Here is a 24697-nt window from a genome sequence, read left to right as displayed (position 1 = left end):
GCGCGGGGCCCCTGTCGTCACATCACTTCAGCTTGGCCTGCTGGGCCTTGACGACCTCCGGTGACACCGCGTACGCCTTCTTGTCCATCATCGCGCCCAGGTTGGACGTGAAGTAGACCGACAGGGTGGTCCCGGTCCTGACGACCTCGGCGTGGACGGGGGCCGCGTCCCCGTCGTCCGAGTCCATCGTCGCGGTGAACGCCACCGCCCCGTCCCCGGCGTCGGTCGCCTTTTCCGCGGCGACCTTGGTGAACTGCGCCTTCGTCCCCGCCTGCTTGCCGGGGAAGCCGCTCGCGCAGGCCTTGACGGCGGCGGAGACCGACGCGAGGGCCTTCTCGGCGCCGTCGCCGTCGTACGAGGCAAGGGTGACCGTGGTGACGTCCCGGTCCAGGGACTTGTGCATGGCTTCCTCGAACTTCTTCCCGTCGAGGTCGTCCGGCGAGGTCGGCTTGGCCGAGGGCGACTTCTTCGCGTTCTCCATGGCCAGCCGGTCGGTCTTCGCCGCCGCCTCGGTCGGCGGGAGGCCGCTCATCACGCGGGCCAGCGGCCGGCACGGCGCGCTGTCGGTGGTGATCGGCTTGGCGCGGGAGGCCGGCACTGGCCCCACCTTGTACCCCGGCACCTCGCCGTCGGCGATGATCAGCTTCTTCAACTCCGTGGCGCTCGGCGCCTGCACGGCCGGCTTCGCCGCATCCTTGCCGGAGCAGCCCGTGACAAGGGCGAGCGACAGCGCACCCAGCACCGCGGTGGCGCACAGTCGCACGCCCGATGATCTCTTCATGGGCGAACTATGTGCGCACTGTCAAAGAATCGTCAAGGGTGATTAAAACCCCATGCGTTCACGGCGCACCGAATACACCACGAACCCGGCACCGACGCCGAGGAAAAGGGTGCCGCCGACGATGTACGGCGTGGTGTCGGGGCTGCCGGTGTCGGCGAGTTCGGTGTCGTCCGCCGCCTCCCGTGCGCTGTCCGCGGCCGCCTGCGACACCGCCCTGGCCTGCTGTGTCACATGGGTCGTGGTGGATTCCGTGTTCGCTCTGGCCGGGTCCTGCGAGGCCTTCGCGGACGGGACGAACCACAGCGCGCACAGCAGGGTGCCCGCGGCGGTGGCGGTCAGCAGCGGACGGCGAGCGGATGACACGGAATATCGATCCCCTTGTGACGCTGGCGAATTGGCCGTGTGGAGCGATGTTAGTGAAAGTCGCGGGTCACAGGAAAGTCACGGGAGGTTTCAGTCGTACGCTCCCGGCATGAGCGCTGAAGAGACATCACGTTTTGTACGGCTTCGGGTGGAGGTCGTCCTCGAAGTGCAGGACGAGGACGAGGTGACCAAGGCCGCGCTGCGCAGGGTCGGCCGGGACACGGAGCTTCCGGAGGCGGAGCGGGCCCAGGCCGAGGGGGCTGTGACGGACGACACCGCGGAAGCCCTCGCGTATCTCGTGGACCCGTTCGACCTGGTCAGCGAGGTGCCCGGGGTGGAAGTCCAGCAGGCGTCCTGGTCGAGTGAGCGGATCGACTACGACCCTGATTCGCCCGACTGGGATCTCGACGAGGATGATGGGGAAGACGACGACGAAGAAGAGGACGGCATCGGCTGAGCGTCCCGGGGCAGTCATGACCCCGGACGGCAACCGCCGTCCGGGGTTTCGTCGTCTCAGGGGGCGCACGGACGACTCAGCACCACCAGCCTCGGGCGACCGTGGCCGGCGTGGTGCGCCTAACACATGCGAACCATGTGAAACAGGACGGATCGTCCGTAGCGTGGAAGGTTCGCAACGGGGGTCTCGGGGTTTTCGATTTCGGCAACGATGGAGAAGCGTGTGATGACGGACAGTAAGCGGCGCAAGGGCCTGACGGTCGCGTCCGCACTGCTCGGTGGGGTGCTGGCACTCACGGGCTGTTCCGGCGGCGGCCACGCCAAGGCGTCCGACGACGGCAAGAGCTCGCAGGCGAAGGCCGACGAGGCAGCGGCCAAGAAGTCGTCCGAGGCCCAGATCACCATCACACCCAAGGACGGCTCCGACAACGCCTCCATCAACAACTCGGCCGGTGTCACGGTCGCCAAGGGCACACTGACCGGCGTCACGATGACCACCCAGGACGGCAAGGCCGTCGCCGGGCAGCTCTCCGCCGACAGGAAGAGCTGGAAGCCGACCGTCCAGCTGCAGCGCTCCACCACCTACAGGGTCGCCGCGGAGGCCAAGGACGCCCAGGGCCGCATAGCCAACGAGAACGCGTCCTTCACCACGGTCTCCCCGGCCAACAGCTTCATCGGCACCTTCACCCCGGACAACGGTTCCACGGTCGGTGTCGGCATGCCGGTCTCGATCAACTTCGACAAGGCGATCACCAACAAGGCGGCCGTGCAGAAGGGCATCACGGTCAGCTCCAGCAGCGGCCAGGAGGTCGCCTGCCACTGGTTCAGCGCCAACCGCATGGACTGCCGCCCGCAGCAGTACTGGAAGGCAGGCTCCACCGTCACCCTGAAACTCGCGCTCGACGGCGTCGAGGCCGCGCCCGGAGTCACGGGCATCCAGCAGAAGACGGTCACCTTCCACATCGGCCGCAACCAGGTCTCCTACGTCGACGCGAAGACCAAGCAGATGAAGGTCACGCAGGACGGCAAGGTCGTCAGGACCATCCCGATCTCCGCAGGCGCCCCCGAGCACACCACCTACGAGGGCCAGATGGTGATCTCGGAGAAGTTCAAGCAGACCCGCATGAACGGCGCGACGGTCGGCTTCAAGGACTCCGACGGCAAGGGCGAGTACGACATCAAGGACGTGCCGCACGCCATGCGCCTGACCAACTCCGGCACCTTCATCCACGGCAACTACTGGGGCGGGCCCTCCGTCTTCGGCAGCGTCAACACCAGCCACGGCTGCATCGGTCTGCAGGACGTCAAGGGCGCCGGCGACGCGAGCACGCCGGCCGCGTGGTTCTACAGCAACTCCCTGGTCGGTGACGTGGTGGTCGTCCAGAACACGGGGGACAAGATGGTCGCCCCGGACAATGGCCTCAACGGCTGGAACATGAGCTGGGCCCAGTGGAAGGCCGGTTCGGCCGCCTGACGCCCCCTCATCCCTCCGGTGCCGCCCCCCTCAAGGGGCGGCACCGGCGTGTGCGGGCCCTGCACGGGCGGGCCCGCAGCCTTGGAGCACGGGTCGACCTTCGTCATGAGAACGGGACCGCGCCGGTCTGTAACGGTGTCCCGCCCACGGCGTAACAGTTTTCCGTCGCTCTCTCTTACTCTCCTCTCAACCGTTGAGCCCTCTGAACACCCCCCGGCATACTGCGTGGTCGGGTGAACGGGGAATTCGCCCCGTGCTCCGTCTCCAGGGGGAGAACTTGCGCAGACAAGTGAAAAGCGCTGCTGCGGCCGCTGTCGCCACGGCCGCAGCCGTCGCCCTCGCCGCGGGTCTGACCAGCCCGGCGTCGGCGAGACCCGTGGAGCGCACCCCGACCACCGCCTCCGCGCTCACCGCGAGGACCCACGTCACCCTCATCACCGGTGACCGCGTCGCCCTCGACGCCAAGGGCCGCATCGTCGGCCTGCAGCGGGCCAAGGGCCGGGCGCACGTACCCTTCCAGGTCCGCAGGACCAAGGGCCACACACTGGTCGTCCCGGCCGACGCGGCCCGCCTGGTGACCTCCGGCACGCTGGACCAGCGGCTGTTCGACGTCACCGAGCTGAACAAGGCCGCCACCCGCCGGGCCCAGAAGAACGGCCTGAAGGTCATCGTCGGTTACCGCGGTGCCGCCGCCGCGGCCAGGGCGGACGTCCGGGACGCGGCCCGCCTGCGCCGCAGCCTCGGTGCCCTCAACGCCGACGCCGTGCAGACACAGGTCAAGGACACCGCCGGGCTGTGGCACGCCCTCACCCACGGCGACCGGGCCGCCTCCGGCATCGCGCACGTCTGGCTCGACGGCGTCCGCAGGGCCTCGCTCGACAAGTCCGTGCCGCAGATCGGCGCCCCGGTCGCATGGCAGGCCGGCTACACCGGCAAGGGGGTGAAGGTCGCCGTCCTCGACACCGGCGTGGACACCCGCCACCCGGACCTCAAGAGCCAGGTGGCCGAGTCCAGGAACTTCACCTCCGCCGCCGACGCCACCGACCACTACGGGCACGGCACGCACGTCGCCTCCATCGTGGCGGGCACCGGCGCCACCTCGGGCGGCACGTACAAGGGTGTCGCCCCGGACGCCGGGATCCTCAACGGCAAGGTCCTGGACGACACCGGCTCCGGAGACGACTCCGGCATCCTCGCCGGCATGGAGTGGGCGGCCTCCCAGGGGGCCTCCGTCGTCAACCTCAGCCTCGGCGGCTACGACAGCCCCGGCCTCGACCCCCTGGAGGCCGAGGTCGACAAGCTCTCCGCCACCAAGGGCGTCCTGTTCGTGATCGCCGCGGGCAACGACGGCCCCCAGTCGATCGGTTCGCCGGGCAGCGCGGACGCCGCGCTCACCGTCGGCGCCGTCGACAAGAAGGACAGGCTCGCCGACTTCTCCTCCACCGGCCCGCGCATCGGCGACGGCGCCATCAAGCCGGACGTCACCGCGCCCGGCGTGGACATCACCGCCGCCGCGGCCAAGGACAGCGTCATCGACAAGGAGGTCGGCGAGAAGCCCGCGGGCTACCTGACCCTCTCCGGCACCTCGATGGCCACCCCGCATGTCGCGGGCGCCGCCGCGATCCTGAAGCAGGAGCATCCCGGCTGGGGCTACGCCGAGCTGAAGGGCGCACTGACCGGCTCCGCCAAGGGCGGCACCTACACGCCGTTCCAGCAGGGTTCGGGCCGTATCGCCGTGGACAGGGCCTACCGGCAGACCGTGATCGCCGACCCGGTCTCGCTGAGCTTCGGTGTGCAGCAGTGGCCGCACACCGACGACAAGCCGGTCACCCGGCAGGTGACGTACCGCAACCTCGGCGACAAGGACGTCACGCTCACCCTGAGCAGCACCGCCACCGATCCCAGGGGCCACGCGGCCCCGTCGGGCTTCTTCACGCTGGGCGCGACGAGGCTGACGGTCCCCGCGCACGGGAAGGCCTCCGTCGGCCTCACCGTGAACACCAGGCTGGGCGGCACCCTCGACGGCGCCTACGGCGCGTACGTGACCGCGACCGGCGCCGGCCAGAGCGTCCGCACGGCCGCCGCGGTGCACCGCGAGGTGGAGTCGTACGACGTCACCCTGAAGTTCACCGGCCGCGACGGCAAGCCCGCCACGTACTACACCGCCGGCCTCAGCGGCGTGGGCGGCCCGGCGAACGGCACGGAGCTGAACCCGTACGACGCGTCCGGCACGGTGAAGGTGCGCGCGCCCAAGGGCACGTACGTCCTCAACTCCGCCGTCTTCCGGAACGGCAACGGCACCGGCGGCACCGACTGGATCGCCCAGCCGAAGCTGACCGTCACCAGGAAGCAGACCCTCACCATCGACGCGCGCAGGACCAAGCCGGTCGACATCACCGTCCCGGCCCCGGGCGTGAGGTCACGGTTCGCCTCGCCGGGGTACACCCTCACGATCGGTGACGACGAGTACGGCTACAGCTGGTTCCTGGACACGTACAAGGACTTCCGCACCGCCCACCTGGGCCCGAAGCTCCCCGCCGGACAGCTGTTCCAGCAATGGGACGGCCACTGGACCAAGGGGACCAGCGAGCAGTACGACGTCACCTCCGGCGGCCCGGTCACCCGGCTCGCCACCGGCTACACCAGGCACTACAGGGCGAGTGAACTGGCCACCGTCAAGGCCCGGCTGGGTGCATCCGCGCGCGGCAGGACCGGCTCGGTCGCCGCCATCGGCTGGGTGCCCGGCAGCGTGGGCGCCTCCTCCATCGACGTGCCGCAGCAGCTGCCCGGCACCCGCACCCTGCACCTGTCCGCCGGCGGCGGCGTCCTGTGGGACCTGCACTTCACCCAGTACGGCGGCACCGACCAGGACGGATTCCCGCTGCCCGACGCCACGTACGCGCTCGGCGCCTCCTCCTTCAAGGCCGGCCAGAGCTGCACGAGGACGGTCAACACCGCGGTCTTCGGCCCGCACCTCGACAAGGACCTCGGTCTCTACCGCTCCGGCAACGAGATCTACGGTTCGCTGCCGCTGTTCGCCGACTCCGCCAGGCACACCGGATACTCGGACTTCACCTCGGTGACCACGACCCTGTACCGCGACGGCACCAAGATCGGCTCGACCAACGACCCGCTGTTCGGGGAGGCGACCTTCAAGGTTCCGGCCGGTGCCGCCGCCTACCGGCTGACCACCTCGGTCAAGCGCTCGGCGACGGTCGCCCGGGCCTCCTCCCGGATCGACGCGACCTGGACCTTCCGTTCCAAGAAGATCTCCGGCACCGCCGTCCAGCTCCCCGCCTCCGTCCTGCACTACGGCGTCACGACCGGGCTGGACAGCCGGGTCGCGGCCGGCGAGACGCTCACCTTCCCGGTCACCGTCGAGGGCTCGGCGGCGGGCCGCAATCTGAGGTCCCTCGCCGTGTACGTCTCCTACGACGGCAGGACCTTCACGAAGACCGACGTCCGAGACGGCAGGATCACCGTGAAGAACCCGGCGAAGGGCAGGTCCCTCTCCCTGCGCTCCGAGATCACCGACAGGAACGGCAACACATCCCGGATCACGATCTACGACGCCTACTTCGGCAAGTAGACACTCCGCGTGGTCGCAGGACGGCTCAGGCCGACGGCACCGCGTGGGCAGCGTCCGTGCCCCAGCTGGCGAGGAGACGGAGGGAGTCGGCGGACGGCGAGCCCGGCTCGGCGTGGTAGGTCAGCAGGGACTGGTCCGTGTCGTCCGTCAGGCGGAAGGACTCGAAGTTCAGGGAGAGATCGCCCACCAGCGGATGGTGCAGGTGCTTGACGCCGTGGCTCTTCTCCTTGACGTCGTGCGTCGCCCACAGCCGGCGGAACTCCTCGCTCTTGACGGACAGCTCACCGACGAGCGCCGACAGCCGCGGGTCGTCCGGATAGCAGCCCGCGTCCATGCGCAGGGCGCACACGATGTCGATCGCCTTCTGCTCCCAGTCGACGAACAGGTCGCGGTAGGCGGGGTGCAGGAACACCAGGCGGGCCCAGTTGCGCTCGGCAGGCGGCAGTTCCGCCCAGTCGCCGAAGAGCGCCGCCGCCATCCGGTTCCAGGCGAGGATCTGCGAGCGGCGCCCGACGATGTACGCCGGTACGCCGTCCATCGTGTCCAGCAGCTGCCGCAGCGAGGAGCGCACCTGCTGCTGGCGCGCCGCCGGCTTCTTCTTGTGCGACTTCGGCTTGGCCAGATGCGTCAGATGCGCGTGCTCGGCGTCCGTCAGCCTGAGCGCCCGGGCGATCGCGTCCAGGACCTCCGCCGAGACGTTCCTGCCGTTGCCCTGTTCGAGACGGGTGTAGTACGCCACCGACACCCCGGCCAGCTGCGCCAGCTCCTCGCGGCGCAGCCCCGGCACCCGCCGGTGCCGGCCGAAGTCGGGCAGCCCCACGTCCTGCGGCTTCAGCCGGGCCCGCCGGCTGCGCAGGAACTCGTTCAGTTCTGCCCGCCGGTCCAGAGGCGGGGACGAGGGCAGGGGCTGGTTCTCCATACGTCCAGTATTCACGGTCGTACGCACCGGAACCTGACCCCGCCAGTGGTAGGCACGGCAGTCGTATGCACAGGCGTGGTCTGGGTGGCCGTCGTAGCGTGGGAGAGGGTGGTTGCGTGCCCGGTGGGAAGGCAACCGGGCGCGATCACATCGCTAGGAGAACCCCGGCATGACCACCACTGTTGCTGCTTACGCCGCGCCTGCCGCGAAGGCCCCGCTGGAGCGGACCACGATCGAGCGGCGCGCGGTCGGTGAGTTCGACGTCCTCATCGACATCGAGTTCGCCGGTATCTGCCACTCCGACATCCACCAGGCCCGCGAGGGCTGGGGCACCGCGATCTTCCCGATGGTGCCCGGTCACGAGATCGCGGGCGTCGTCTCCGAGGTCGGCCGGGGTGTCACGAAGTACGCCGTCGGCGACCGCGTGGGCGTCGGCTGCATGGTCGACTCCTGCCGGGAGTGCGACAACTGCAGGGCCGGTCTGCAGCAGTACTGCACCGGCGGCGGCCCCACCTGGACGTACAACTCCGTCGGCAAGGACGGCGAGCCCACCTACGGCGGCTACGCGCACAAGATCGTCGTCGACGAGAACTATGTCGTCCGCATCCCCGACGGCCTCCCCCTCGACGTGGCCGCCCCGCTGCTGTGCGCCGGCATCACCACCTACTCGCCCCTGAAGCACTGGAACGCCGGTCCGGGGAAGAAGGTCGCGGTCGTCGGCCTGGGCGGCCTCGGACACATGGGAGTGAAGATCGCCGCCGCCCTCGGCGCGGAGGTCACGGTCCTCTCCCAGTCCCTGCGCAAGAAGGACGACGGTCTGAAGCTGGGCGCCACCCACTACTACGCCACCAGCGACCCGAAGACCTTCGAGGACCTCAAGGGCACCTTCGACATCATCCTCAACACGGTGTCGGCGCCGCTCGACTTCGACGCCTATCTGTCCCTGCTGCGCACGGACGGCGCGATGGTCAACGTCGGCATCCCCGAGGAGCCGGTGAACATCCTCCTCTCCTCGGTGTTCGGCCACCGCCGCAGCATCAGCAGCTCCGGCATCGGCGGCATCCCGGAGACCCAGGAGATGCTCGACTTCTGCGCCGAGCACCAGCTGGGCGCCGAGATCGAACTGATCCGCGCCGACCAGATCAACGAGGCCTACGAGCGGGTCGTGAACAGTGACGTCCGCTACCGCTTCGTGATCGACACGGCCACGATCTGAGCCGGCGGTTCCGCCCGCGGCCCAGCAGCCGCAGCGGATACGGCCCGCCGACCCGCGAGACGAGGCGGCGGGCCGGCGGTGGGACACGGGGGCACGCGTCCCGCCCCCGGTGCCGGCCTGTCCCTAGGCGACGGAGAAGCGCTCTCCGGGTCCGTAGGCCCGCACGAGCACACCCCCGCTCCCGTCCGGCCGTACGACATGCGCACGCCCCAGCCCCGCCGTCCGGACCTCCCCGTCCGCCACCTGCAGCAGGGTGTTCTCGTCGACGGCGACCCCGTACGGCGCCGCGCCCCGCCCGACGACCGTGATCAGCCGCGCAAGCGTGCCCCACTGGGCGGCATGGACGTCCACCGCGAACGGCACCAGCCCCAGCCCCGCCCGCACCTCCACCTCCGCCAGATCCTCGCCGGTCTCCTCCGGGCACACCGGTACCCCGTCCACCAGCCATCCGCCGACCACGGCCCGCCGCGCGGCCACGGCGGCACCGGCCGAGAAGCCCGCGTACGGCATTCCGCGCCCGGCGAGCAGCGCCGGCAACCGCTCCAGAGCGTCCTCAAGCGCCTCCTGGTAGGCGGGCGTCAGCCCACCGCACACCAGCAGGCCGTCGACCCCCTCCAACGCCTGTTCCGGCTCGAACCGGCCGCCGAGCGGCACGAGCAGCGGCACGGGTGTGCACGGCCCCGCCTTCCGCAGCACCTCGGCATACCGCTCGAACTGCGCCGCCCCGTCCCCCTCGTCGACGATCAGACACCCGATGCGCCCCTCCCCGCCGACCGCATCGACGAACGGCTCGTACACCTCGGCCGTGGCCCACCCGCCGCCGATCAGAAACGTGCTCATCCCCATGGCCTCCCCTGGTCGCCTCACGAGCGGCGAATGTACGGCGCGGAGGCCGCTCCCGTCGCCGCAATTACCCCGAAGCGCTCCCGAAGCGTTCCGGAAGCGGGCGGTGGCTGTCGGCGGAAGCGGCGGCGGATCTTTGCTGGAGGTGTGAAGAGGTCAGCCGGCAGCGGTCGGCGGGAGCGCCGGCCCCTGCTCGTCCGCACCACGCAGGAACGCCTCGACCGCCGACAGGTCGGTCCGCTCCAGCTCGTCGGCGCGGATGACGATGCGCAACTCGGGAGAAACGGCCGGGTCCTGGCGCAGGCCCCGGGTGAAGGTCTCGACGATCATCAACAGCAGCTGGGTGCGGTCGAGTTCCACGATGCGGGACAGGCCCGCGCCGATCAGCGGGATCGCCACCGGTTTGAACAGGCCGTGCCGGGCGACCGCCGGCCACAGGCGTTCCAGGCTCAGCCGCAGGTCCGCCGGGGCGGACCGGGCACGCAGGTCGTTGCCCAGCCGGGAGTAGGCGAGGGCGAAGACCTTGCGCCGGCCGGCCGGGACCGCAACCGCCGTGCCGACCGGAAAGCGGGTGCGCCGGCCGCGCCGCTTGGCCTGGACGCTCTCGGTGGCCAGCGGGGTGAACTCCTTGAGCCCCCGGCGCAGTCGTTCGTCGAGCAGCCGGTACCGGCCCTCGAAGAGCCGGTCGACCAACTGGCCCTGCACGCTCTCCCGGCTGATCACCACGTCGTCGGGGAAGGTGTCGAAGGTGTCGCAGAACCCCACGACCAGGTTGGCGTCGTCCTGCTCGAACAGATCGCCGCGCAGCACGACGACGTCCACCCGCAGCCCGCGCAGGGTGTGACGCAGCAGTTCGTCGCCGTGCCGCTCGCGCAGCCGGGCGTTCAGCCGGGCGAGGACCGCGGCGGCCTCGGGGTCGTCCGGTCGTTCCCGAGCCGTCTGTTCGGCCACCGGCAGGGCGAGGTCGTAGCGGTCCAGTGCGGTGTGTCCGGCGATCAGTTCCCGCAGTGCGGTGTCCCTGAGCTGGGTCAGCCGTCGCACCGGGGCGGTCGCGAACTCCTCGTCCGCCACTTCGGCCAGCGGCCGGCCGTGCCAGAGCCGCAGGGCGTCCGCGAGCAACCGGACCGCCGAGGCCGGTGCCGCGTGCAGCGCGTCGCCCACCAGACGCGTGAACTGCGTACTGTCCAGCTCTTCGACAGCCAGGTCCAGTTGGTAGGTACTCTCGGCGCCGTGTGCGGTCGGCAGCTGTCCGGTTCGTACGATCCGGTTGCCGGTGCCCGGTCCCGCGCGGTCGAACGCGCGCCGCAGCTCCAGGATCCGCTTCTGCACCTCGTTGCGGTTGCGCAGGCCCTGGTGCGGCAGCTCCACGGTCTGCTGCCAGACGTCCCGGTACAGCCGGCGAGCGGTCACGGCCTCACCGTCGGCGGCGACCAGACGCAGCAGCAGACGCGCGGTCAGCGGGGTCAGGCGGACCGGAACGTCGTCCACTTCCAGCCGGACGGGGCCCAGGACGTGCACGCGTACGGACGGTGTGCGGCTCTGCACGCGCCTCGCCCCCTCAGCCGCATGACGGCCCGTCAACAGGGCTTTCAGCCTATCAAGATGACTCGGAGTGACGCATGCGATCGACCGTTCCGGACCCGTCGTCGTCCCGTCCCGCGCGATCGCCGTTCCGTCCGGCGCGATCCCGGCTGCCGCGGTCCTGGCGCGGGTGGCGGGTCTTCCTGGGCAACGCGCTGGCGGCCTTCGGCGGGGTGTCGGCCGTCGTGCAGTTCGCCGGCCAGCTGTTCCCGCGCGTCGTGTCCCGGCCCGGTCCGGTGCTGGCCGGTTCGGTCGCCCTGTGTCTGGTCTGGGGGCTGGCCCGGGCGCGTCCGCAGGCCGCCGTACGGCAGGAGTTCACCCGTCCGCACATGACCGTGGTGGTCGAGGAGGGCGACCTCTTCGAGCAGCCCGGCCATCTGGTGGTGGGGTTCACCGACACCTTCGACACCCTGGTGGACGACGGTGTCGTCATCAACGACGACAGCGCCCAGGGGCAGTTGCTCGCCCGCCGCTACGCGGGGGACGCCCACCGGCTGGACGCGGAGCTGGCCGCCGCGCTGGACGGGGTGGCCCCGGTGGCGCGGGAGAGCGTGCGGGACAAGCCGCGCGGCAAGCGCGCCCGGTACCCGGTCGGGACCGTCGCCGTCCTCGGCAGCCGCCCGCAGCTGGTGTTCGCCGTCGCCTACAGCCGGATGGGCAACGACTGCGTCGCCGCGTCCGGCGTCCAGGAGCTGTGGCTCGGCCTGGACCGGCTGTGGGACGCCGTGCGCCGGCACGGCCAGCTGGAACGCGTCACCATGCCGCTGACCGGTGCGGGGCTCGCCCGGCTGCACGACCTCGACGAGGACAGCCTGCTGCGGCTGATCCTGCTGTCGTTCGTGGTGCACTCGTGGGAGCGGCCGGTCTGCCGCGAGCTGCACGTGGTGATACGCCCCGGCGAGCTGAGGCGGATCGACCTGCCGGAGACCGGCGCGTTCCTGGCCGGCCTGGCGGCGGGCGCCCGGCGCCATGTCTGACACCGGGCACCCGTGGGGGCGGTACGGGCCCTCCCCCGGAGCGCGGCCGAGCGGCCCCTGGGCCCGTACCGCGGCTCAGCGGGCCGGCGGCAGCTGCCGCCCGGTCCGTCCGTACGCCGACAGATGGCTGTACGGCCAGGTCTGACGCCATTCGGAGCCGGTGTCGTCGACCGTGCAGCCGGCGATCTTCAACCGTTGCACGATCTTGCTCAGGGCGGCCTCCGAGCCGTCGAACCGGATGACGTTCCGGCCCGCGATGTCGGCGATCGTGCGCAGCTCCCCGACCTCCACCATCAGCGTGCGCTCCGGGTAGGCCATCAGCACCATGCCCAGTTCGATCAGCACGTTCGGCCGGGGCTGACCGGTCGGCTCGGTCTCGTACGGCGGCTCGTTCGCACCGCGCAGCTCGGGGTGCAGCTGGACGATGTCGTCCGGGGTGAGCAGCACGAGGGCCGCCTGGGCCTGCTCGGGGGCCTTCGCGACGACCTCGCCGAGGAAGGGCGCCGTCTTGCCGGTGGCCCTGACCAGGTCCTCCCATTCCAGCGGACGCAGATCGAGCTTGCGCAGCAGGCCGAACATCTTCGTCCGGACCTCCTCGTCGCGCCCGTGGACGACGAAGACGTTGCGGCTGCGGTCCCGGGACGGGCCGGGACGGTCCTGGGCGGATACGGGGCGGTCGTCGTCCCCGGGGGCCTGGCGGGCGCCGCCGTAGAAGTTCTGCGTGCCCGAGTTGGTGCTGTTGCCGTTGCCGGTGACGAAGCTGTTGCCACTGCCGAAGGTGTTTCCGCTTCCGTAGTGGCTGCTGTGGCCGGAGCCCGTCCCCGTGGTGCTGTCCGTCATGCCGATCCCGTCCCCCGGCCGCCGTCGGAGGCGCCGTAGTGGTTCTGCGTGCCCGAGTTGGTGGTGTTGTTGTCGCCGTTCACGAAGTTGTTGTTGCGGCCGTAGTCGTTGAGGATGTTCGTCTGGCGGGCCTCGTGCTCGGCGAGGTCCACGTTGTGCTCCTGCAGGAACTCGCGGATGAAGTGGAGGAGTTGGCGCTCCACGATCTGGGTGTACTTGATCGTGTCCGTCTCCTGGAAGAAGACGTGGAAGTCGTCGCTGGTCGCCATCTCCCGGATGCTGGTGAGCGCTCCGCGGTTCACCACGGTGTCCGCGTAGCGGCCGAGCCCGAACTCACTGGTGTCGGCCGGCTGCGGCAGCAGGACGGTGTTCCTGGCCCACGGCAGCAGGACGGACAGCGCCGAGCGGGCCCGGGACAGGACGGGCCGCAGCGCCGCCTGGGGCGCGGCCCGCAGGGTGTGCCAGCCGACCCTGAGCAGGGTCCCGGCGTCCAGCGCCGCGGGCAGCCGGTCCACCAGGTGGAAACTCGCCTGGATCGGCCCCAGCACATACGAGTAGAACTCGGTGTGCAGGGTGTTCCCCTTGAGGTCGAAGCCCACGAACGCCGTGGTGACCAGCTCCTGGTTCCACGAGCCCACCCGGACGCACAGGTAGGCGCGCCCCGAGCCGTAGGTGTCCTGCCAGCGCCCGTCGGTCTGCTCCGGGATCGCCGCCCAGGCGCCGGGGAGAGTCGTCACGGCCGTGGTGAACGTGCTCTGTTCGACGGCGAGCCCCTCGATCCGCGCCAGCCGGCTCGCGTGGTCGCGCAGTCCGGAGGTCATACGGGCGGAGACGTAAGCGGAGAGGTCCTCGACGGTGAAGGGAATGATGTCCTTCCGCCTCGGCTCCTCACCGGTCGCCTGGCCGTTCACGCCGTGCGCGCCGGGCAGGCCCGGTCCGTGCCGGCCCTCGAACACGGTGACGGGTGCGCCGATCAGCAGCTCCGCGGTGGACCAGCGCCGCACCTGCTGGCCCGCGCCGACGAACGGCTTGTAGCCGCCGTAGCAGATGAGACTGCCGTCCGAGGTCTGCTCCCGGTTGATCTTGGCCACGAGTTCGCTCGTCAGCTGCGGGTGTCTGGGATAGGAGCCGTCGAACCCGTTCGTCCGGCGCGCCGCACCGGTGTGGCGCCCCAGCCGGGAGGTCAGCAGCTGCAGCGTGACGACGCGCCGCAGAAACGCGGTGACCCACAGCAGCCACACCGTCGCCAGCATCCCGGTGGACCCGTCCAGGGCACCGGCGGCCATGAGGAGACAGATGACGAGCAGGCCTGCGACGAGGACGGCCACCCGGGCCCGGTGCAGCCGGCGGGCCGCCAGGGCGTGCGCGAGCACGGGAACCGCGTCGTACCCGTACGAGGGCGCCACCACCCGGAAGCGGTGGGTCAGCAGCTCGCGGATGACGGTGGCGCGGTACACCGGATCCAGATAGGTGCCCGCGCACAGCAGCCGGGTGGCGTCGCTGGTGGCGTCCGCGGACGGGCGGGCCGGGACCGGGCCGCCGGACCCCGGCGGCGGAGCGGGAACCGAAAGAAATGCACTCGCCATGGCTCTGTTCTCCGCTCTCTTCAGCCGGCCGAGGTCATCGAGGCGTGGGTGATGACTCCGTCGACCACGGTGTACTGACCGGTGTACGACTTCTGCGTGCCGTCGCTCTGCTCGGCGTTCAGGTTCACCGAGACCGTGTCCCCGTCGACGGAGAGGACGGTGACGTCGTCGTGCTCGGTGGTGTCGAAGCCGGCGACGAAGGAGTCGTAGTTCATGTCGAGGTTCTTGCCGCCCAGCGCCCAGGCGGTCCTGAAGTCGCGGCGGTTGATGGCGTCGAAGAAGTCGTTGACGGTCGCGCGGGGACCGGTGGCGCTGTCCGTGCCGCTGGTGCTGTCCGTGCTGTCCGTGCTCTGCGTGGTCTCGCTGTCCAGCGGGGTCGGGGACAGGTCCGTGCTGTCGTCGCCCCCGAGGGGCGTCGACGGTTCCGTGCCGTACGCGCTGGAGGTGTCCGGTGCCGGCGGGTCCGTCGGTGGGACGTAGGTGTAGCCGCCCTGGCCGTCCACCGCGGTGGCCCCGGATGCGTTTCCGCCATCCGGGGCCAGCAGCGGCAAGACCGCCATCAGCAGGATCAGCAGAAGGGGGACACCGGCGATGACTAGCGCGTACGTCCGTTCCTGACCCGCGGTGGGTATCAGACTCGGCGGCTCGTAGGTGTGGTTCATGGGCCCTCGCAACTCCCGGCGGACAGCCGGGGTCTGGCTCGTTCCAACGGCGTGGCGAGAGTCACCTTGCCCGACATCCGACGGGTGGGAGCCGGTTTCGCGCTTCCGATACGCTTCCGATCCGGGCCTGGTGAGCGGGCTGTCCCAGTCGGCTCCGACGACTGTCTGCCCCATGATCAGCCTTCTGTCGGTGCCCACCCGGACGACGCGCTTCCGGAAACGCCCACGGCACACCGAAGCGAGGATGCGCCGGGCAGGTGCGAGGGATCCCGAGCCGTGGGGCGCCGATCAGAGGGATGAATGAACGGGGCTCGGACGGCGGGGCCTTGCTCGATCGATCGAGCCGACGCTGTGTGAGGCGCGCGAGTTGTTCGTCGGCCCTGACGGCCGCCTGTGCTGCTGCCGGTTCAGCCGGGGAGGGTGGCCGGGCTGCCGCCGTTGGCCTCGTAACCGGCCACCGCCAGGGCGCGGTAGACGGCGAACTCGGCGGCCGGGTCGGCGGACAGCGTCCAGGGCAGCGTGCCGATGTGCCCGTCGACGTGTATCAGCTGGTGCATGGCTTCCTGCCAGCGCTTGGCGCGGACCAGGAAGAAGATCAGCAGATGGCGGACGTGCGCGAGCATCGGGTCGTCGGGGCGGGCCGAGTGCACCGCGTGCAGGGCGCCGTGCATCGCCTTGGTGACGACCTCGCTCTGGTAGAAGCTCGCCACCAGGGTCACCTCGGGGAGGTGCTCGAAGACCGCGAACAGGGGCAGCGCGGCGAGCAGCGAGCCCTGCGGGGCGCGAGCCGCGGCGGCTTCGGCGAAGGAGTACGCCTGCTCGCGCGAGCCGTGCCACTTCTCGCACCAGTAGTGCAGCGCGGCCAGATGCGCGCCCATGTGATGCGGGGCGCGGTCGAGGATCTTCAGCCAGAGCTGCTCGAACTCGGCCTGCGCATAGGAGAGTCCGCGGGCGATGGACAGCTCGATGATGTACGGCACCGGGTCGCCGGGCGCGAGCAGGGCCGCCTGCCCGCATGCGTCCCGGGCCTCCTCCATGATGATCCGGAAGTCGTCCGTGCCCGGCGTCGACGTCCGCCAGGCCTGCTGCACCAGGAACTCCGCATAGACGGCGGCGCCGCCCGCGTCCTTGGGCTGCTCGGCCCGCCACACCCGCAGCCACTGGCCGCCCGGCGTCTCGTGCACCCCGCCGGGCCGCTCCAGCAGCTCCAGCGCGGCGGCGCCCGCGAAGGCCTGCACCCGCTGCCAGCGCTGCTCGTCCTCGCTCCCGGTGCCGGCCAGCAGCTGGGAGGCCGCACGATAGTCCTGCGTGCGCTGGACCAACTCCAGGACGTCCAGCAGGTCCTGGTCCGGTCCGGGCATGCGCACGTCCAGCTCCTCCTGGCGCACGAAGCCGTAGGCCGCCGGGTCGGCGGCGTCCGGGTGCCCCGGGGGAACCTGCTCGATCACCCCGCGCCTGCGCCGCATGAGCGAGAGCAGCACGAAGCTCAGCATGGGCAGCGCCATCAGCAGCCAGAGAATCGACATGCCTCAAGCGAACCAGACGCCGCCGACAATTGGCCAACCCCTCCGCCGAGCTGTGGAAAACTCCGGTCCCGTTCATGACAGGGCGCGCAATGGCGGTCCGGTCTGTGGCGGGCCACTGCGGGAAATCCCTCGGTTCGGCGGTGTGCGGGCTTCGCGGGCGTCAGCATCCGGCCGGGCGCACTACGCTCGGTGGACATGAGCGACAGGCATATCAGTGAGCACTTCGAGACCCTCGCGATCCACGCGGGCAACACCGCGGATCCCGCCACCGGCGCGGTCGTCCCGCCCATCTACCAGGTCTCGACCTACAAGCAGGACGGCGTCGGCGGGCTGCGCGGCGGCTACGAGTACAGCCGCAGCGCCAACCCCACCCGTACCGCCCTGGAGGAGAACCTCGCCGCGCTGGAGGGCGGCCGCCGCGGCCTCGCCTTCGCGTCCGGCCTGGCGGCCGAGGACACCCTGCTGCGCACGCTGCTCACCCCCGGTGACCACGTGGTGATCCCGAACGACGCCTACGGCGGCACGTTCCGGCTCTTCGCCAAGGTCGCCACCCGCTGGGGTGTGGAGTGGTCCGTCGCCGACACCAGCGACCCGGCCGCCGTACGGGCCGCGATCACCCCGAAGACCAAGGCCGTCTGGGTGGAGACTCCCTCCAACCCGCTGCTCGGCATCACCGACATCGCCGCCCTCGCTCAGGTCGCGCACGACGCGGGTGCGAAGCTCGTCGTCGACAACACCTTCGCCACGCCCTACCTCCAGCAGCCGCTGTCGCTCGGCGCGGACGTCGTCGTCCACTCCCTCACCAAGTACATGGGCGGTCACTCGGACGTGGTCGGCGGCGCGCTGATCGTCTCCGACCAGGGCCTGGGCGAGGAGCTCGCCTACCACCAGAACGCGATGGGCGCCGTCGCCGGCCCCTTCGACTCCTGGCTGGTGCTGCGCGGCACCAAGACCCTCGCGGTACGGATGGACCGGCACAGCGAGAACGCAACGAAGATCGCCGACATGCTGACCCGGCACGCGCGCGTGACGAGCGTGCTCTACCCGGGCCTGCCCGAGCACCCCGGCCACGAGGTCGCCGCCAAGCAGATGCGGGCGTTCGGCGGCATGGTGTCCTTCCGCGTGGAGGGCGGAGAGGAGGCCGCGGTCGAGGTGTGCAACCGGGCCAAGGTGTTCACCCTCGGCGAGTCGCTCGGCGGCGTCGAGTCCCTGATCGAGCACCCCGGCCGGATGACGCACGCCTCCGCGGCCGGTTCGGCACTGGAGGTCCCCGCCGACCTGGTACGCCTGTCCGTGGGCATCGAAAACGTCGACGACCTGCTGGCAGACCTGCAGCAGGCCTTGGGCTAGGCCGTTTCCTTCGGATCGCTGCCGGACCGGACGACCGGGTCGATGCGGTCGACTCCACCGCCGTAGCCGGCGTGGGTCCGGGGTCGTACCGCCGCCGGTTCGTAGGCCCGCCGCAGGTCCTGGCGCCGTGGACCGGTCGGGTCACCAGCCCGTGATCGGCGGAGTCGTCTGGGAGGGCGGCTCCGACCACGGGTGCACACGGGCCGCCCACACGCTGAACGCGATGGCCGCGGCACACGCCAGCAGCCACAGCACCCGGCGGACGAGCAGCCTGCGCCGCAGCAGGCGCTCGCCACGGCGTACCGCATCCGCGCACAGATCCGGCGGCACCTGCGCCGGAACCTGCTCCATGATCTGCCGCGCGGCGGCCTCCCGCTCGGCCCGGTTCACCGCGCCCTCCCCTCACGCCGCGGCGCCGATGTCACCAGGCCCTGCGAGTCGCCCGCGCGCGCAGGGACGTACGCGAGTGGCGGGGGCCTTCGCCGACACCGTCCGCCCCCGGCGCTGTCGCGTCCCTGAAGGCGGCCCCAGCCGCTGCCCACACTCACAGCGCTCTCCCGCCCCGCCCGCTCCGCTCGCTGAGGGCCCCTCATGACGGCGCCACCTTCCGACCTGCCGTATGGGGGCCCTTGGGCGGGCCCGTGGGGCGGGGTGGATGGAGCAGGGTGGCGGTTGCGCGGTCGCAGATGGTGTGGATGCGTTCCCTGGGGAGCCCCAGCAGGGCCGCTGCCTGTTCCTCGGCGACGCCTTCGTAGAGGCGCAGTACGAGGATCAGCCGCTCCTGCGGGCTGAGCGCGGCGAGCGGACTGCGCGGATCGGGGCGGTTGCGGCCGAAGGCGCCGTACCGGTGCCAGGTCGCGCGCGCGAACCGGGTGGCGACGTACTGGCGGGCGCAGTCGTACGGGTCCTCACCGTGCAGCCGGTCCCAGTGCGCGTAGGTGTGGGCGAGCGCGAGCGTCAGGAGGCGCCGCGCACGCGGGTTGGCGTGCGGCGCCTCCGCCGTGAGCAGGGTGGCGGCATGCAGCAGACGCCCGGCCGCACCCGCGACGAACGCCTCGAACTCCCGGGCCCGGCGGGCACCTCGGGACACCTGCCGATCACGCACCGCGCCTCCCCCTAGAGGGGCCCCGCTGCCCGGTACGGGACAGGTGAACCGCGTACGACACAGGACCCGGTCTCATATGAGGCCAGCTGCGGCCCGGGGTCAAGACTCCGGAACCGACCGGTGTCGACGGGAGTCCGGTGGTCGGATGCCGCGGTGGTCCGCAGCCGTCAGGACGCCGGCGACTGCTCCACCGGCCCGGGCCCCGGCACCGTCATCCGCGCGGAGAGCGCGACGTTGAAGCGGGTCAGGAGCGTGCAGAACTGCTCGCGCTCCTCCGGTGCCCAGTCGTGTGTCAGGTCCGCCATCAGCTGACGTCTGGAGGAGCGCACCTCTTCGAGCCGGGCGGCCCCGCGCGGGGACAGCTGGAGCACCACCGCGCGCCCGTCCTCCGGGTGCGAGGTGCGCTTGACGAGCCCGGTGTCGACCAGCGGAGCCACCTGCCGGGTGACCGTGGAGGAGTCGATGCCCATGCTCGCGGCGAGCGCCTTGACGCCCATCGGCCCTTCCTTGTCGAGCCGGTTGAGCAGCAGATACGCCGCGCGGTCCATGGAGTTGCGCACCTGCCCGACACCGCCGAGCCGTGTCTGTTCGGCACGGCGGGCGAACACCGCCACCTCGTGCTGGAGGGTGTCGAGGAGACCGGTGTCACCGACGGTCGTCATGTCCATCGACATTTCAGGTGTTGTGGGCATGGCCGGAGGCTCGCTTCATGAAGGGCTGCTGGGTTGGGGGACAGGGTACGCGGCCCGGGGCCAAGCCGTACCGGCCCTGCACAAACCGGTCTCGGAGCTTGGTCACCCAAGTCGTGTACGAGCGCGAACTGCGATGCTGGAGTCATGAGCTACCGCACGGCTGACACCTTGCGTTCCGTCACCCTCGACGATGTGCGCGGCGCCCAGAAGATGCTCTCCGGCGTATCACGGGTGACCGCGATGGAGGGCAGCCGGCACCTGTCCCAGCTGGTCGGGGCGCCGGTGCACCTGAAGTGCGAGAACCTCCAGCGCACCGGCTCGTTCAAGCTGCGCGGCGCCTATGTGCGGATCGCCGGGCTGCTGCCGGAGGAGCGGGCGGCCGGGGTGGTGGCTGCGAGCGCCGGGAACCACGCGCAGGGCGTGGCGCTCGCCTCCTCGCTGCTCGGTGTGCACTCCACGGTGTTCATGCCGAAGGGCGCCCCACTGCCGAAGGTCAGCGCCACCCGGGACTACGGCGCCGAGGTGCGCCTGCACGGCCAGGTGGTCGACGAGACGCTGGCCGCTGCCGAGGAGTACGCGGCCGACACGGGCGCGGTGTTCCTCCATCCCTTTGACCACCCGGACATCATCGCTGGTCAGGGCACGGTGGGCCTGGAGATCCTGGAACAGTGCCCGGAGGTGCGCACGATCGTCGTCGGTGTCGGCGGCGGCGGACTCGCGGCCGGGATCGCGGTCGCGGTGAAGGCGATACGGCCGGACGTCAGGATCGTCGGTGTGCAGGCGGAGGGCGCGGCGGCCTATCCGCCGTCGCTGGCCGCAGGGCACCCGGTCGCGGTGGAGAACCCGGCGACGATGGCCGACGGCATCAAGGTGGGGCGGCCGGGCCTGGTGCCGTTCGGGATCATCGCGGACCTGGTGGACGAGGTGCGCACGGTCAGCGAGGACCAGTTGTCGGCCGCACTGCTGCTGTGCCTGGAGCGGGCCAAGCTGGTCGTGGAGCCGGCCGGGGCGAGCCCGGTCGCGGCGCTGCTGGCCGCGCCGGACGCCTTCGAGGGCCCGGTCGTCGCGGTGCTCTCCGGCGGGAACGTGGACCCGGTGCTGATGCAACGCGTGCTGCGCCACGGCATGGCCGCCCAGGGCCGCTACCTGGCCGTCCGGCTCCGGCTGACCGACCGGCCGGGCGCCCTCGCCACGCTCCTCGGGGTGTTGTCGGAGGTCGACGCCAACGTCCTCGACGTGAGTCACGTACGCACCGATCCCCGGCTCGGGCTCACGGAGGCCGAGGTCGAGCTGCACCTGGAGACGAAGGGTCCGGCCCACTGCGCCGAGGTCGGCCAGGCCCTGCGGGACGCCGGCTACACGGTCATCGGCTGACGCAAGCACAACTCGCCACCCGTCCGGGTGAGCTGCATTGTAAGACGCGATACATCGCGTTATGGTGAGGGTGTGGTAGCCGGACCGCCTTGCCGCACTGGAAAAAGGCGGGCGAACCAGGCCGATCAAACCTAGCCTTTGCTGACGATCCCCCTGCCACACGCTCCGAACCGTCCCACCCCCCGCGAAGAATCCCGCCCCGAATCCCCGACGACGTGGAGACAGACATGCCAGGCGCCATCCATGCCGAAGGCCTGGTGAAGACCTTCGGCGACGTAAGGGCCCTCGACGGCGTAGACCTGGACGTGCCCGAGGGCACGGTCCTCGGCCTCCTCGGGCCGAACGGCGCCGGCAAGACGACGACCGTCCGCTGTCTGACGACCCTGCTGCGCCCCGACAGCGGCAAGGCGATCGTCGCGGGCGTGGACGTGCTGAAGCACCCCGACGCCGTGCGCCGCTCCATCGGCCTGTCCGGCCAGTTCGCGGCGGTCGACGAATACCTGACCGGCCGCGAGAACCTGCAGATGGTCGGGCAGCTGTACCAGATGCGGGCCAAGGCGGCCAAGCGCCGCGCGTCCGAGCTCCTGGAGCAGTTCAACCTCGCCGACGCCGCCGACCGCCCCGCCAAGACCTACTCCGGAGGCATGCGCCGCAGGCTCGACCTCGCCGCGGCCCTCGTGGTCTCGCCGCCGGTGATGTTCATGGACGAGCCGACCACCGGCCTCGACCCGCGCAACCGCCAGCAGCTGTGGGAGGTCATCAAACAGCTCGTCTCCGGCGGTACGACCCTGCTGCTCACCACGCAGTATCTGGAAGAGGCCGACCACCTCGCCCACGACATCGCGGTGGTCGACCACGGCCGCGTCATCGCCCAGGGCACCTCCGACCAGCTCAAGGCCCAAACCGGCGGCGAGCGCGTCGAAGTCGTGGTGCACGAGCGCGACCACATCGCCGACGCCGCCGCTCTCCTGGACAGATACAGCCTGCGCGGCGTCGGCACGGGCGACGTCACGGTCGAGGAGCACACCCGCAAGCTCACGGTCCCCGTCACCGGCGGCGCCAAGCTGCTCGCCGAAATCATCCGCGAGCTGGACACCCGCGGGATCGAGATAGACGACATCGGGCTGCGCCGCCCCACTCTCGACGACGTCTTCCTGTCACTGACGGGACACGTGGCCGAGGCAGCCGACCAGGACGAGGCGAACGGCAAGGAGGCCGTGAAATGAGTGCCGTCAGTGAAACCGCGCGCATCGCGGCGCCGGGCAACCCGTTCACCCGGTCCGTCCGGGACTCGCTGATCGTCGGCAAGCGCAATCTGATCCGGATGTCCCGCATTCCGGAGATGGTCATTTTCGGCCTCATCCAGCCCATCATGTTCGTGGTGCTGTTCACCTACGTCTTCGGCGGCTCCATGAAGATCGACGGCAGCACCAGCGCCGAGGGCTACAAGAACTTCCTGATGGCCGGCATCTTCGCGCAGACCGTCACCTTCGCCACCGCCAGCTCCGGCGCCGGTATCGCCGACGACATGCACAAGGGCCTCATCGACCGCTTCCGCTCGCTGCCCATGGCACGCGGCGCGGTGCTGACCGGCCGTACGCTGGCCGACCTGGTCCAGACGGCACTGACCCTGCTCGTCCTGGCCGTGGTCGCCCTGCTGGTCGGCTGGCGGGTCGGAACCTTCCATGACACCAACGCCGGCAAGGTCCTCGCGGCCTTCGGCCTGCTGCTTCTGCTCGGCTATGCGTTCACCTGGATCGGCGCGCTGATCGGCCTGAGCGTGCGGACCCCGGAGGCGGCCACCTCCGGCGGCCTGATCTGGCTCTTCCCGGTGACCTTCCTGTCCAACGCGTTCGTCGACATCAGCAACATGACCCCGTGGCTACGGCACATCGCGGAGTGGAACCCGTTCAGCGCCACCGTGCAGGCGGCCCGGGTGCTGATGGGCAGCCCCGGCCAGTCGACCTCGGGGGCCTGGCCCATGCAGCACTCGGTCCTGGCCTCGCTGCTCTACTCCGTCCTGATCACCGCGACATTCCGCACCCTCGCGGTCCGCAAGTACCGCTCGGCCACCGCCTGACGGCTGCGGGCACGGCGAAGCCCCTGGTGTCCGGCACGGCGGACACCAGGGGCTTCGAGGTCCTGTCGGGGGGTGGATCAGCCCGAGTACGGCTCGGCCTTGAGGATCTTCACCGAGGCCTTCTTGCCGTTCGGCAGTTCGTACTCCGCGTCCTCGCCGACCTTGTGGCCGATGACGCCGGCGCCGAGCGGGGACTGCGGCGAGTACGTCTCGATCTCCGAGCTCGCGTACTCGCGGGAGGCGAGCAGGAACGTCAGTGTGTCGTCCTCGTCACCGTCGAAGGCGATCGTGACGACCATGCCGGGCGCGACGGCACCGTCGGCGGAGACCGGAGCCTCGCCCACCTTGGCGTTCTCAAGAAGCTGGGTCAGCTGGCGCACGCGCAGCTCCTGCTTGCCCTGCTCCTCCTTGGCCGCGTGGTACCCGCCGTTCTCGCGCAGGTCGCCCTCCTCGCGCGCGGCCGCGATCTTGGCGGCGATCTCCGTGCGCGCAGGACCAGTAAGGTACTCAAGCTCGTCCTTGAGCTTGTTGTACGCCTCCTGGGTCAGCCAGGTGACGTTCTCGCTGGTCTGGGTCACAGGGTGCTCCTCGTCGGTACTGGGAATACAAAGCATCGCCCTACCCAGAAGCATGTTCCCTCTTGGATGGGCGAAACCACGAGCCTAACAATTCAAGGCCGGAAGGGGGAGGACATAAGCCATCAGAATTGCATCAACGCAGGTCAGCGTGCATGTATTCCGGGTGACGGCTGGGGGTGTCCGGTGGCCGTCAGCCGGTATGGCAGCCGAGCAGCTCGGCCGTCGTGCCCTTCGCCGTCGTACGCAGCGTGACGACCTTGTCGATGCGCGTGGCCGACCCGGTGAAACGGAAGTCGGCCCGGCCCACCTCGGCGCCGTCCGCCGACTGGGAGCGCAGGGTGCAGTAGCCGGCGGTGCCGGAGTCCTTGTGGACCTCCAGATGCACCTTCACGGCGTTGTCCGTCGTGTCGAAGGTGATCACCTGGGCGCTGATCCCGGTCTGGGCGACATAGTGGTAGGCGAAGTAACCGACCAGCGCGAGCAGCGCCGCGCCGAGCACCGCACCGGCGACCTTGAGCTTGCGGTCGGCACGCTCGTCCGAGGAGCGGCCGTAGCGGCCCTCGGGCAGTCGTGCGCTCGCCGTACTCATGATCGTCCTCTCGGCAGGAACCGAACCCGGAATTATTCGCCCCCCGATTCGGTCACTATAGAAGCCTGCGATCGCGCCGAAGACACGGGGCGCCGACTTACCGAGGATTGAGTCTT

At 70.6% G+C, this 24697-nt stretch carries 23 protein-coding genes; 9 read left to right on the top strand and 14 right to left on the bottom strand.

The genetic code is table 11. The annotated features are described in order from the left end of the window. Positions 1 to 22: 22 nt before the first annotated feature. Positions 23 to 781, bottom strand: a complete 759-nt coding sequence (locus ACZ41I_RS18465) for a hypothetical protein (RefSeq protein WP_399763975.1) — start codon at positions 779 to 781, stop codon at positions 23 to 25. A 42-nt stretch (positions 782 to 823) separates the two neighbouring features. Next, entirely contained in the window at positions 824 to 1144 is a 321-nt protein-coding gene (locus ACZ41I_RS18460; RefSeq protein ID WP_363217339.1) for an LAETG motif-containing sortase-dependent surface protein, read from the bottom strand. Between the two features lie 109 nt (positions 1145 to 1253). Between ACZ41I_RS18460 and ACZ41I_RS18455 the strand changes: the two genes are divergently transcribed. The 3 genes from ACZ41I_RS18455 (at position 1254) to ACZ41I_RS18445 (ending at position 6663) form a co-directional block, all read left to right on the top strand. After that, on the top strand, positions 1254 to 1601 hold the full coding sequence (locus ACZ41I_RS18455; RefSeq protein WP_363217338.1) for a hypothetical protein: 348 nt from the start codon (positions 1254 to 1256) through the stop codon (positions 1599 to 1601). Between the two features lie 225 nt (positions 1602 to 1826). Then, positions 1827 to 3074: a L,D-transpeptidase gene (locus ACZ41I_RS18450; RefSeq protein WP_468514584.1), complete on the top strand. Its 1248-nt coding sequence runs from the start codon at positions 1827 to 1829 to the stop codon at positions 3072 to 3074. 289 nt (positions 3075 to 3363) lie between these two features. Then, positions 3364 to 6663, top strand: a complete 3300-nt coding sequence (locus ACZ41I_RS18445; RefSeq protein ID WP_468514583.1) for a S8 family peptidase — start codon at positions 3364 to 3366, stop codon at positions 6661 to 6663. 25 nt (positions 6664 to 6688) lie between these two features. Here ACZ41I_RS18445 and ACZ41I_RS18440 read toward each other — a convergent pair whose 3' ends face one another. Further along, positions 6689 to 7582, bottom strand: a complete 894-nt coding sequence (locus ACZ41I_RS18440; RefSeq protein ID WP_399763982.1) for a helix-turn-helix domain-containing protein — start codon at positions 7580 to 7582, stop codon at positions 6689 to 6691. A gap of 169 nt (positions 7583 to 7751) precedes the next feature. Here ACZ41I_RS18440 and ACZ41I_RS18435 point away from each other — a divergent pair, with 169 nt between their 5' ends. Beyond that, on the top strand, positions 7752 to 8798 hold the full coding sequence (locus tag ACZ41I_RS18435) for an NAD(P)-dependent alcohol dehydrogenase (protein ID WP_468319527.1): 1047 nt from the start codon (positions 7752 to 7754) through the stop codon (positions 8796 to 8798). Between the two features lie 123 nt (positions 8799 to 8921). Here ACZ41I_RS18435 and ACZ41I_RS18430 read toward each other — a convergent pair whose 3' ends face one another. Together ACZ41I_RS18430 and ACZ41I_RS18425 are read right to left on the bottom strand one after the other, a co-directional pair. Further along, positions 8922 to 9638, bottom strand: coding sequence for a type 1 glutamine amidotransferase family protein (locus ACZ41I_RS18430; protein WP_468514582.1), 717 nt, complete (start codon positions 9636 to 9638; stop codon positions 8922 to 8924). Positions 9639 to 9797: 159 nt separating this feature from the next. Further along, entirely contained in the window at positions 9798 to 11186 is a 1389-nt protein-coding gene (locus ACZ41I_RS18425; RefSeq protein ID WP_468514581.1) for a macro domain-containing protein, read from the bottom strand. Between the two features lie 74 nt (positions 11187 to 11260). Here ACZ41I_RS18425 and ACZ41I_RS18420 point away from each other — a divergent pair, with 74 nt between their 5' ends. After that, positions 11261 to 12199: a macro domain-containing protein gene (locus ACZ41I_RS18420; protein ID WP_468514580.1), complete on the top strand. Its 939-nt coding sequence runs from the start codon at positions 11261 to 11263 to the stop codon at positions 12197 to 12199. 75 nt (positions 12200 to 12274) lie between these two features. On the opposite strand, the gene ACZ41I_RS18415 is transcribed toward ACZ41I_RS18420, so the two are convergent. From ACZ41I_RS18415 to ACZ41I_RS18400, 4 genes are all read right to left on the bottom strand, one after another. Further along, positions 12275 to 13039 (bottom strand): nucleotide-binding protein, encoded by a 765-nt coding sequence (locus ACZ41I_RS18415; protein ID WP_363217330.1) that lies wholly within the window; start codon positions 13037 to 13039, stop codon positions 12275 to 12277. Beyond that, the gene (locus ACZ41I_RS18410; RefSeq protein ID WP_399763997.1) at positions 13036 to 14625 is read right to left on the bottom strand and encodes a hypothetical protein; all 1590 of its coding nucleotides are present in this window, start codon (positions 14623 to 14625) and stop codon (positions 13036 to 13038) included. The genes ACZ41I_RS18415 and ACZ41I_RS18410 overlap by 4 nt, the downstream gene beginning before the upstream one ends. A gap of 20 nt (positions 14626 to 14645) precedes the next feature. Continuing rightward, positions 14646 to 15287, bottom strand: a complete 642-nt coding sequence (locus ACZ41I_RS18405; RefSeq protein ID WP_399763999.1) for a hypothetical protein — start codon at positions 15285 to 15287, stop codon at positions 14646 to 14648. Between the two features lie 407 nt (positions 15288 to 15694). Next, entirely contained in the window at positions 15695 to 16813 is a 1119-nt protein-coding gene (locus tag ACZ41I_RS18400; RefSeq protein ID WP_468319517.1) for a hypothetical protein, read from the bottom strand. A gap of 195 nt (positions 16814 to 17008) precedes the next feature. Here ACZ41I_RS18400 and ACZ41I_RS18395 point away from each other — a divergent pair, with 195 nt between their 5' ends. Further along, the gene (locus ACZ41I_RS18395) at positions 17009 to 18163 is read left to right on the top strand and encodes a cystathionine gamma-synthase (protein WP_363217325.1); all 1155 of its coding nucleotides are present in this window, start codon (positions 17009 to 17011) and stop codon (positions 18161 to 18163) included. Positions 18164 to 18304: 141 nt separating this feature from the next. Here ACZ41I_RS18395 and ACZ41I_RS18390 read toward each other — a convergent pair whose 3' ends face one another. The 3 genes from ACZ41I_RS18390 to ACZ41I_RS18380 form a co-directional block, all read right to left on the bottom strand. Further along, a complete protein-coding gene (locus ACZ41I_RS18390) occupies positions 18305 to 18553 on the bottom strand; it encodes a hypothetical protein (RefSeq protein ID WP_363217324.1) in 249 nt (82 codons plus the stop codon). Between the two features lie 199 nt (positions 18554 to 18752). Beyond that, complete coding sequence (locus ACZ41I_RS18385) at positions 18753 to 19268, bottom strand: sigma factor-like helix-turn-helix DNA-binding protein (protein ID WP_363217323.1); 516 nt, start codon at positions 19266 to 19268, stop codon at positions 18753 to 18755. A gap of 167 nt (positions 19269 to 19435) precedes the next feature. After that, positions 19436 to 19942 carry a MarR family winged helix-turn-helix transcriptional regulator gene (locus ACZ41I_RS18380; protein WP_399764840.1) on the bottom strand — a complete coding sequence of 169 codons (507 nt, stop codon included), beginning with the start codon at positions 19940 to 19942 and terminating at the stop codon, positions 19436 to 19438. 162 nt (positions 19943 to 20104) lie between these two features. Here ACZ41I_RS18380 and ilvA point away from each other — a divergent pair, with 162 nt between their 5' ends. The 3 genes from ilvA to ACZ41I_RS18365 all read left to right on the top strand — a co-directional run bounded on the left by ilvA (position 20105) and on the right by ACZ41I_RS18365 (position 23414). Continuing rightward, positions 20105 to 21334 (top strand): threonine ammonia-lyase, encoded by a 1230-nt coding sequence (gene ilvA / locus ACZ41I_RS18375; RefSeq protein ID WP_399764009.1) that lies wholly within the window; start codon positions 20105 to 20107, stop codon positions 21332 to 21334. Between the two features lie 227 nt (positions 21335 to 21561). Next, the gene (locus ACZ41I_RS18370; RefSeq protein WP_468514579.1) at positions 21562 to 22560 is read left to right on the top strand and encodes an ATP-binding cassette domain-containing protein; all 999 of its coding nucleotides are present in this window, start codon (positions 21562 to 21564) and stop codon (positions 22558 to 22560) included. After that, positions 22557 to 23414, top strand: a complete 858-nt coding sequence (locus ACZ41I_RS18365; RefSeq protein WP_399764013.1) for an ABC transporter permease — start codon at positions 22557 to 22559, stop codon at positions 23412 to 23414. Before ACZ41I_RS18370 ends, ACZ41I_RS18365 begins: the two co-directional genes overlap by 4 nt. 77 nt (positions 23415 to 23491) lie before the next feature. Here ACZ41I_RS18365 and greA read toward each other — a convergent pair whose 3' ends face one another. Together greA and ACZ41I_RS18355 are read right to left on the bottom strand one after the other, a co-directional pair. Then, a complete protein-coding gene (greA, locus tag ACZ41I_RS18360; protein WP_363217319.1) occupies positions 23492 to 23992 on the bottom strand; it encodes a transcription elongation factor GreA in 501 nt (166 codons plus the stop codon). A 190-nt stretch (positions 23993 to 24182) separates the two neighbouring features. Continuing rightward, entirely contained in the window at positions 24183 to 24581 is a 399-nt protein-coding gene (locus ACZ41I_RS18355; protein WP_399764017.1) for a DUF4307 domain-containing protein, read from the bottom strand. Positions 24582 to 24697 lie beyond the last annotated feature (116 nt).

It is taken from the genome of Streptomyces sp. NPDC030799 (assembly GCF_055572255.1).
Note: the sequence above shows the minus strand (reverse complement) of the source record. Positions and strands in the feature narration are given on the sequence as shown.

Excerpts from the sequence above, each read along its gene's own strand:
- ACZ41I_RS18430 (WP_468514582.1), bottom strand. The coding sequence starts at position 9,638 with ATGAGCACGTTTCTGATCGGCGGCGGGTGGGCCACGGCCGAGGTGTAC.
- ACZ41I_RS18420 (WP_468514580.1), top strand. The coding sequence starts at position 11,261 with ATGCGATCGACCGTTCCGGACCCGTCGTCGTCCCGTCCCGCGCGATCG.
- ACZ41I_RS18400 (WP_468319517.1), bottom strand. The coding sequence starts at position 16,813 with ATGTCGATTCTCTGGCTGCTGATGGCGCTGCCCATGCTGAGCTTCGTG.
- ACZ41I_RS18455 (WP_363217338.1), top strand. The coding sequence starts at position 1,254 with ATGAGCGCTGAAGAGACATCACGTTTTGTACGGCTTCGGGTGGAGGTC.
- ACZ41I_RS18440 (WP_399763982.1), bottom strand. The coding sequence starts at position 7,582 with ATGGAGAACCAGCCCCTGCCCTCGTCCCCGCCTCTGGACCGGCGGGCA.
- ACZ41I_RS18435 (WP_468319527.1), top strand. The coding sequence starts at position 7,752 with ATGACCACCACTGTTGCTGCTTACGCCGCGCCTGCCGCGAAGGCCCCG.
- ACZ41I_RS18365 (WP_399764013.1), top strand. The coding sequence starts at position 22,557 with ATGAGTGCCGTCAGTGAAACCGCGCGCATCGCGGCGCCGGGCAACCCG.
- ACZ41I_RS18370 (WP_468514579.1), top strand. The coding sequence starts at position 21,562 with ATGCCAGGCGCCATCCATGCCGAAGGCCTGGTGAAGACCTTCGGCGAC.
- ACZ41I_RS18450 (WP_468514584.1), top strand. The coding sequence starts at position 1,827 with ATGACGGACAGTAAGCGGCGCAAGGGCCTGACGGTCGCGTCCGCACTG.
- ACZ41I_RS18380 (WP_399764840.1), bottom strand. The coding sequence starts at position 19,942 with ATGTCGATGGACATGACGACCGTCGGTGACACCGGTCTCCTCGACACC.
- ilvA (WP_399764009.1), top strand. The coding sequence starts at position 20,105 with ATGAGCTACCGCACGGCTGACACCTTGCGTTCCGTCACCCTCGACGAT.
- ACZ41I_RS18395 (WP_363217325.1), top strand. The coding sequence starts at position 17,009 with ATGAGCGACAGGCATATCAGTGAGCACTTCGAGACCCTCGCGATCCAC.
- ACZ41I_RS18405 (WP_399763999.1), bottom strand. The coding sequence starts at position 15,287 with ATGAACCACACCTACGAGCCGCCGAGTCTGATACCCACCGCGGGTCAG.
- ACZ41I_RS18465 (WP_399763975.1), bottom strand. The coding sequence starts at position 781 with ATGAAGAGATCATCGGGCGTGCGACTGTGCGCCACCGCGGTGCTGGGT.
- ACZ41I_RS18410 (WP_399763997.1), bottom strand. The coding sequence starts at position 14,625 with ATGGCGAGTGCATTTCTTTCGGTTCCCGCTCCGCCGCCGGGGTCCGGC.
- ACZ41I_RS18355 (WP_399764017.1), bottom strand. The coding sequence starts at position 24,581 with ATGAGTACGGCGAGCGCACGACTGCCCGAGGGCCGCTACGGCCGCTCC.
- ACZ41I_RS18415 (WP_363217330.1), bottom strand. The coding sequence starts at position 13,039 with ATGACGGACAGCACCACGGGGACGGGCTCCGGCCACAGCAGCCACTAC.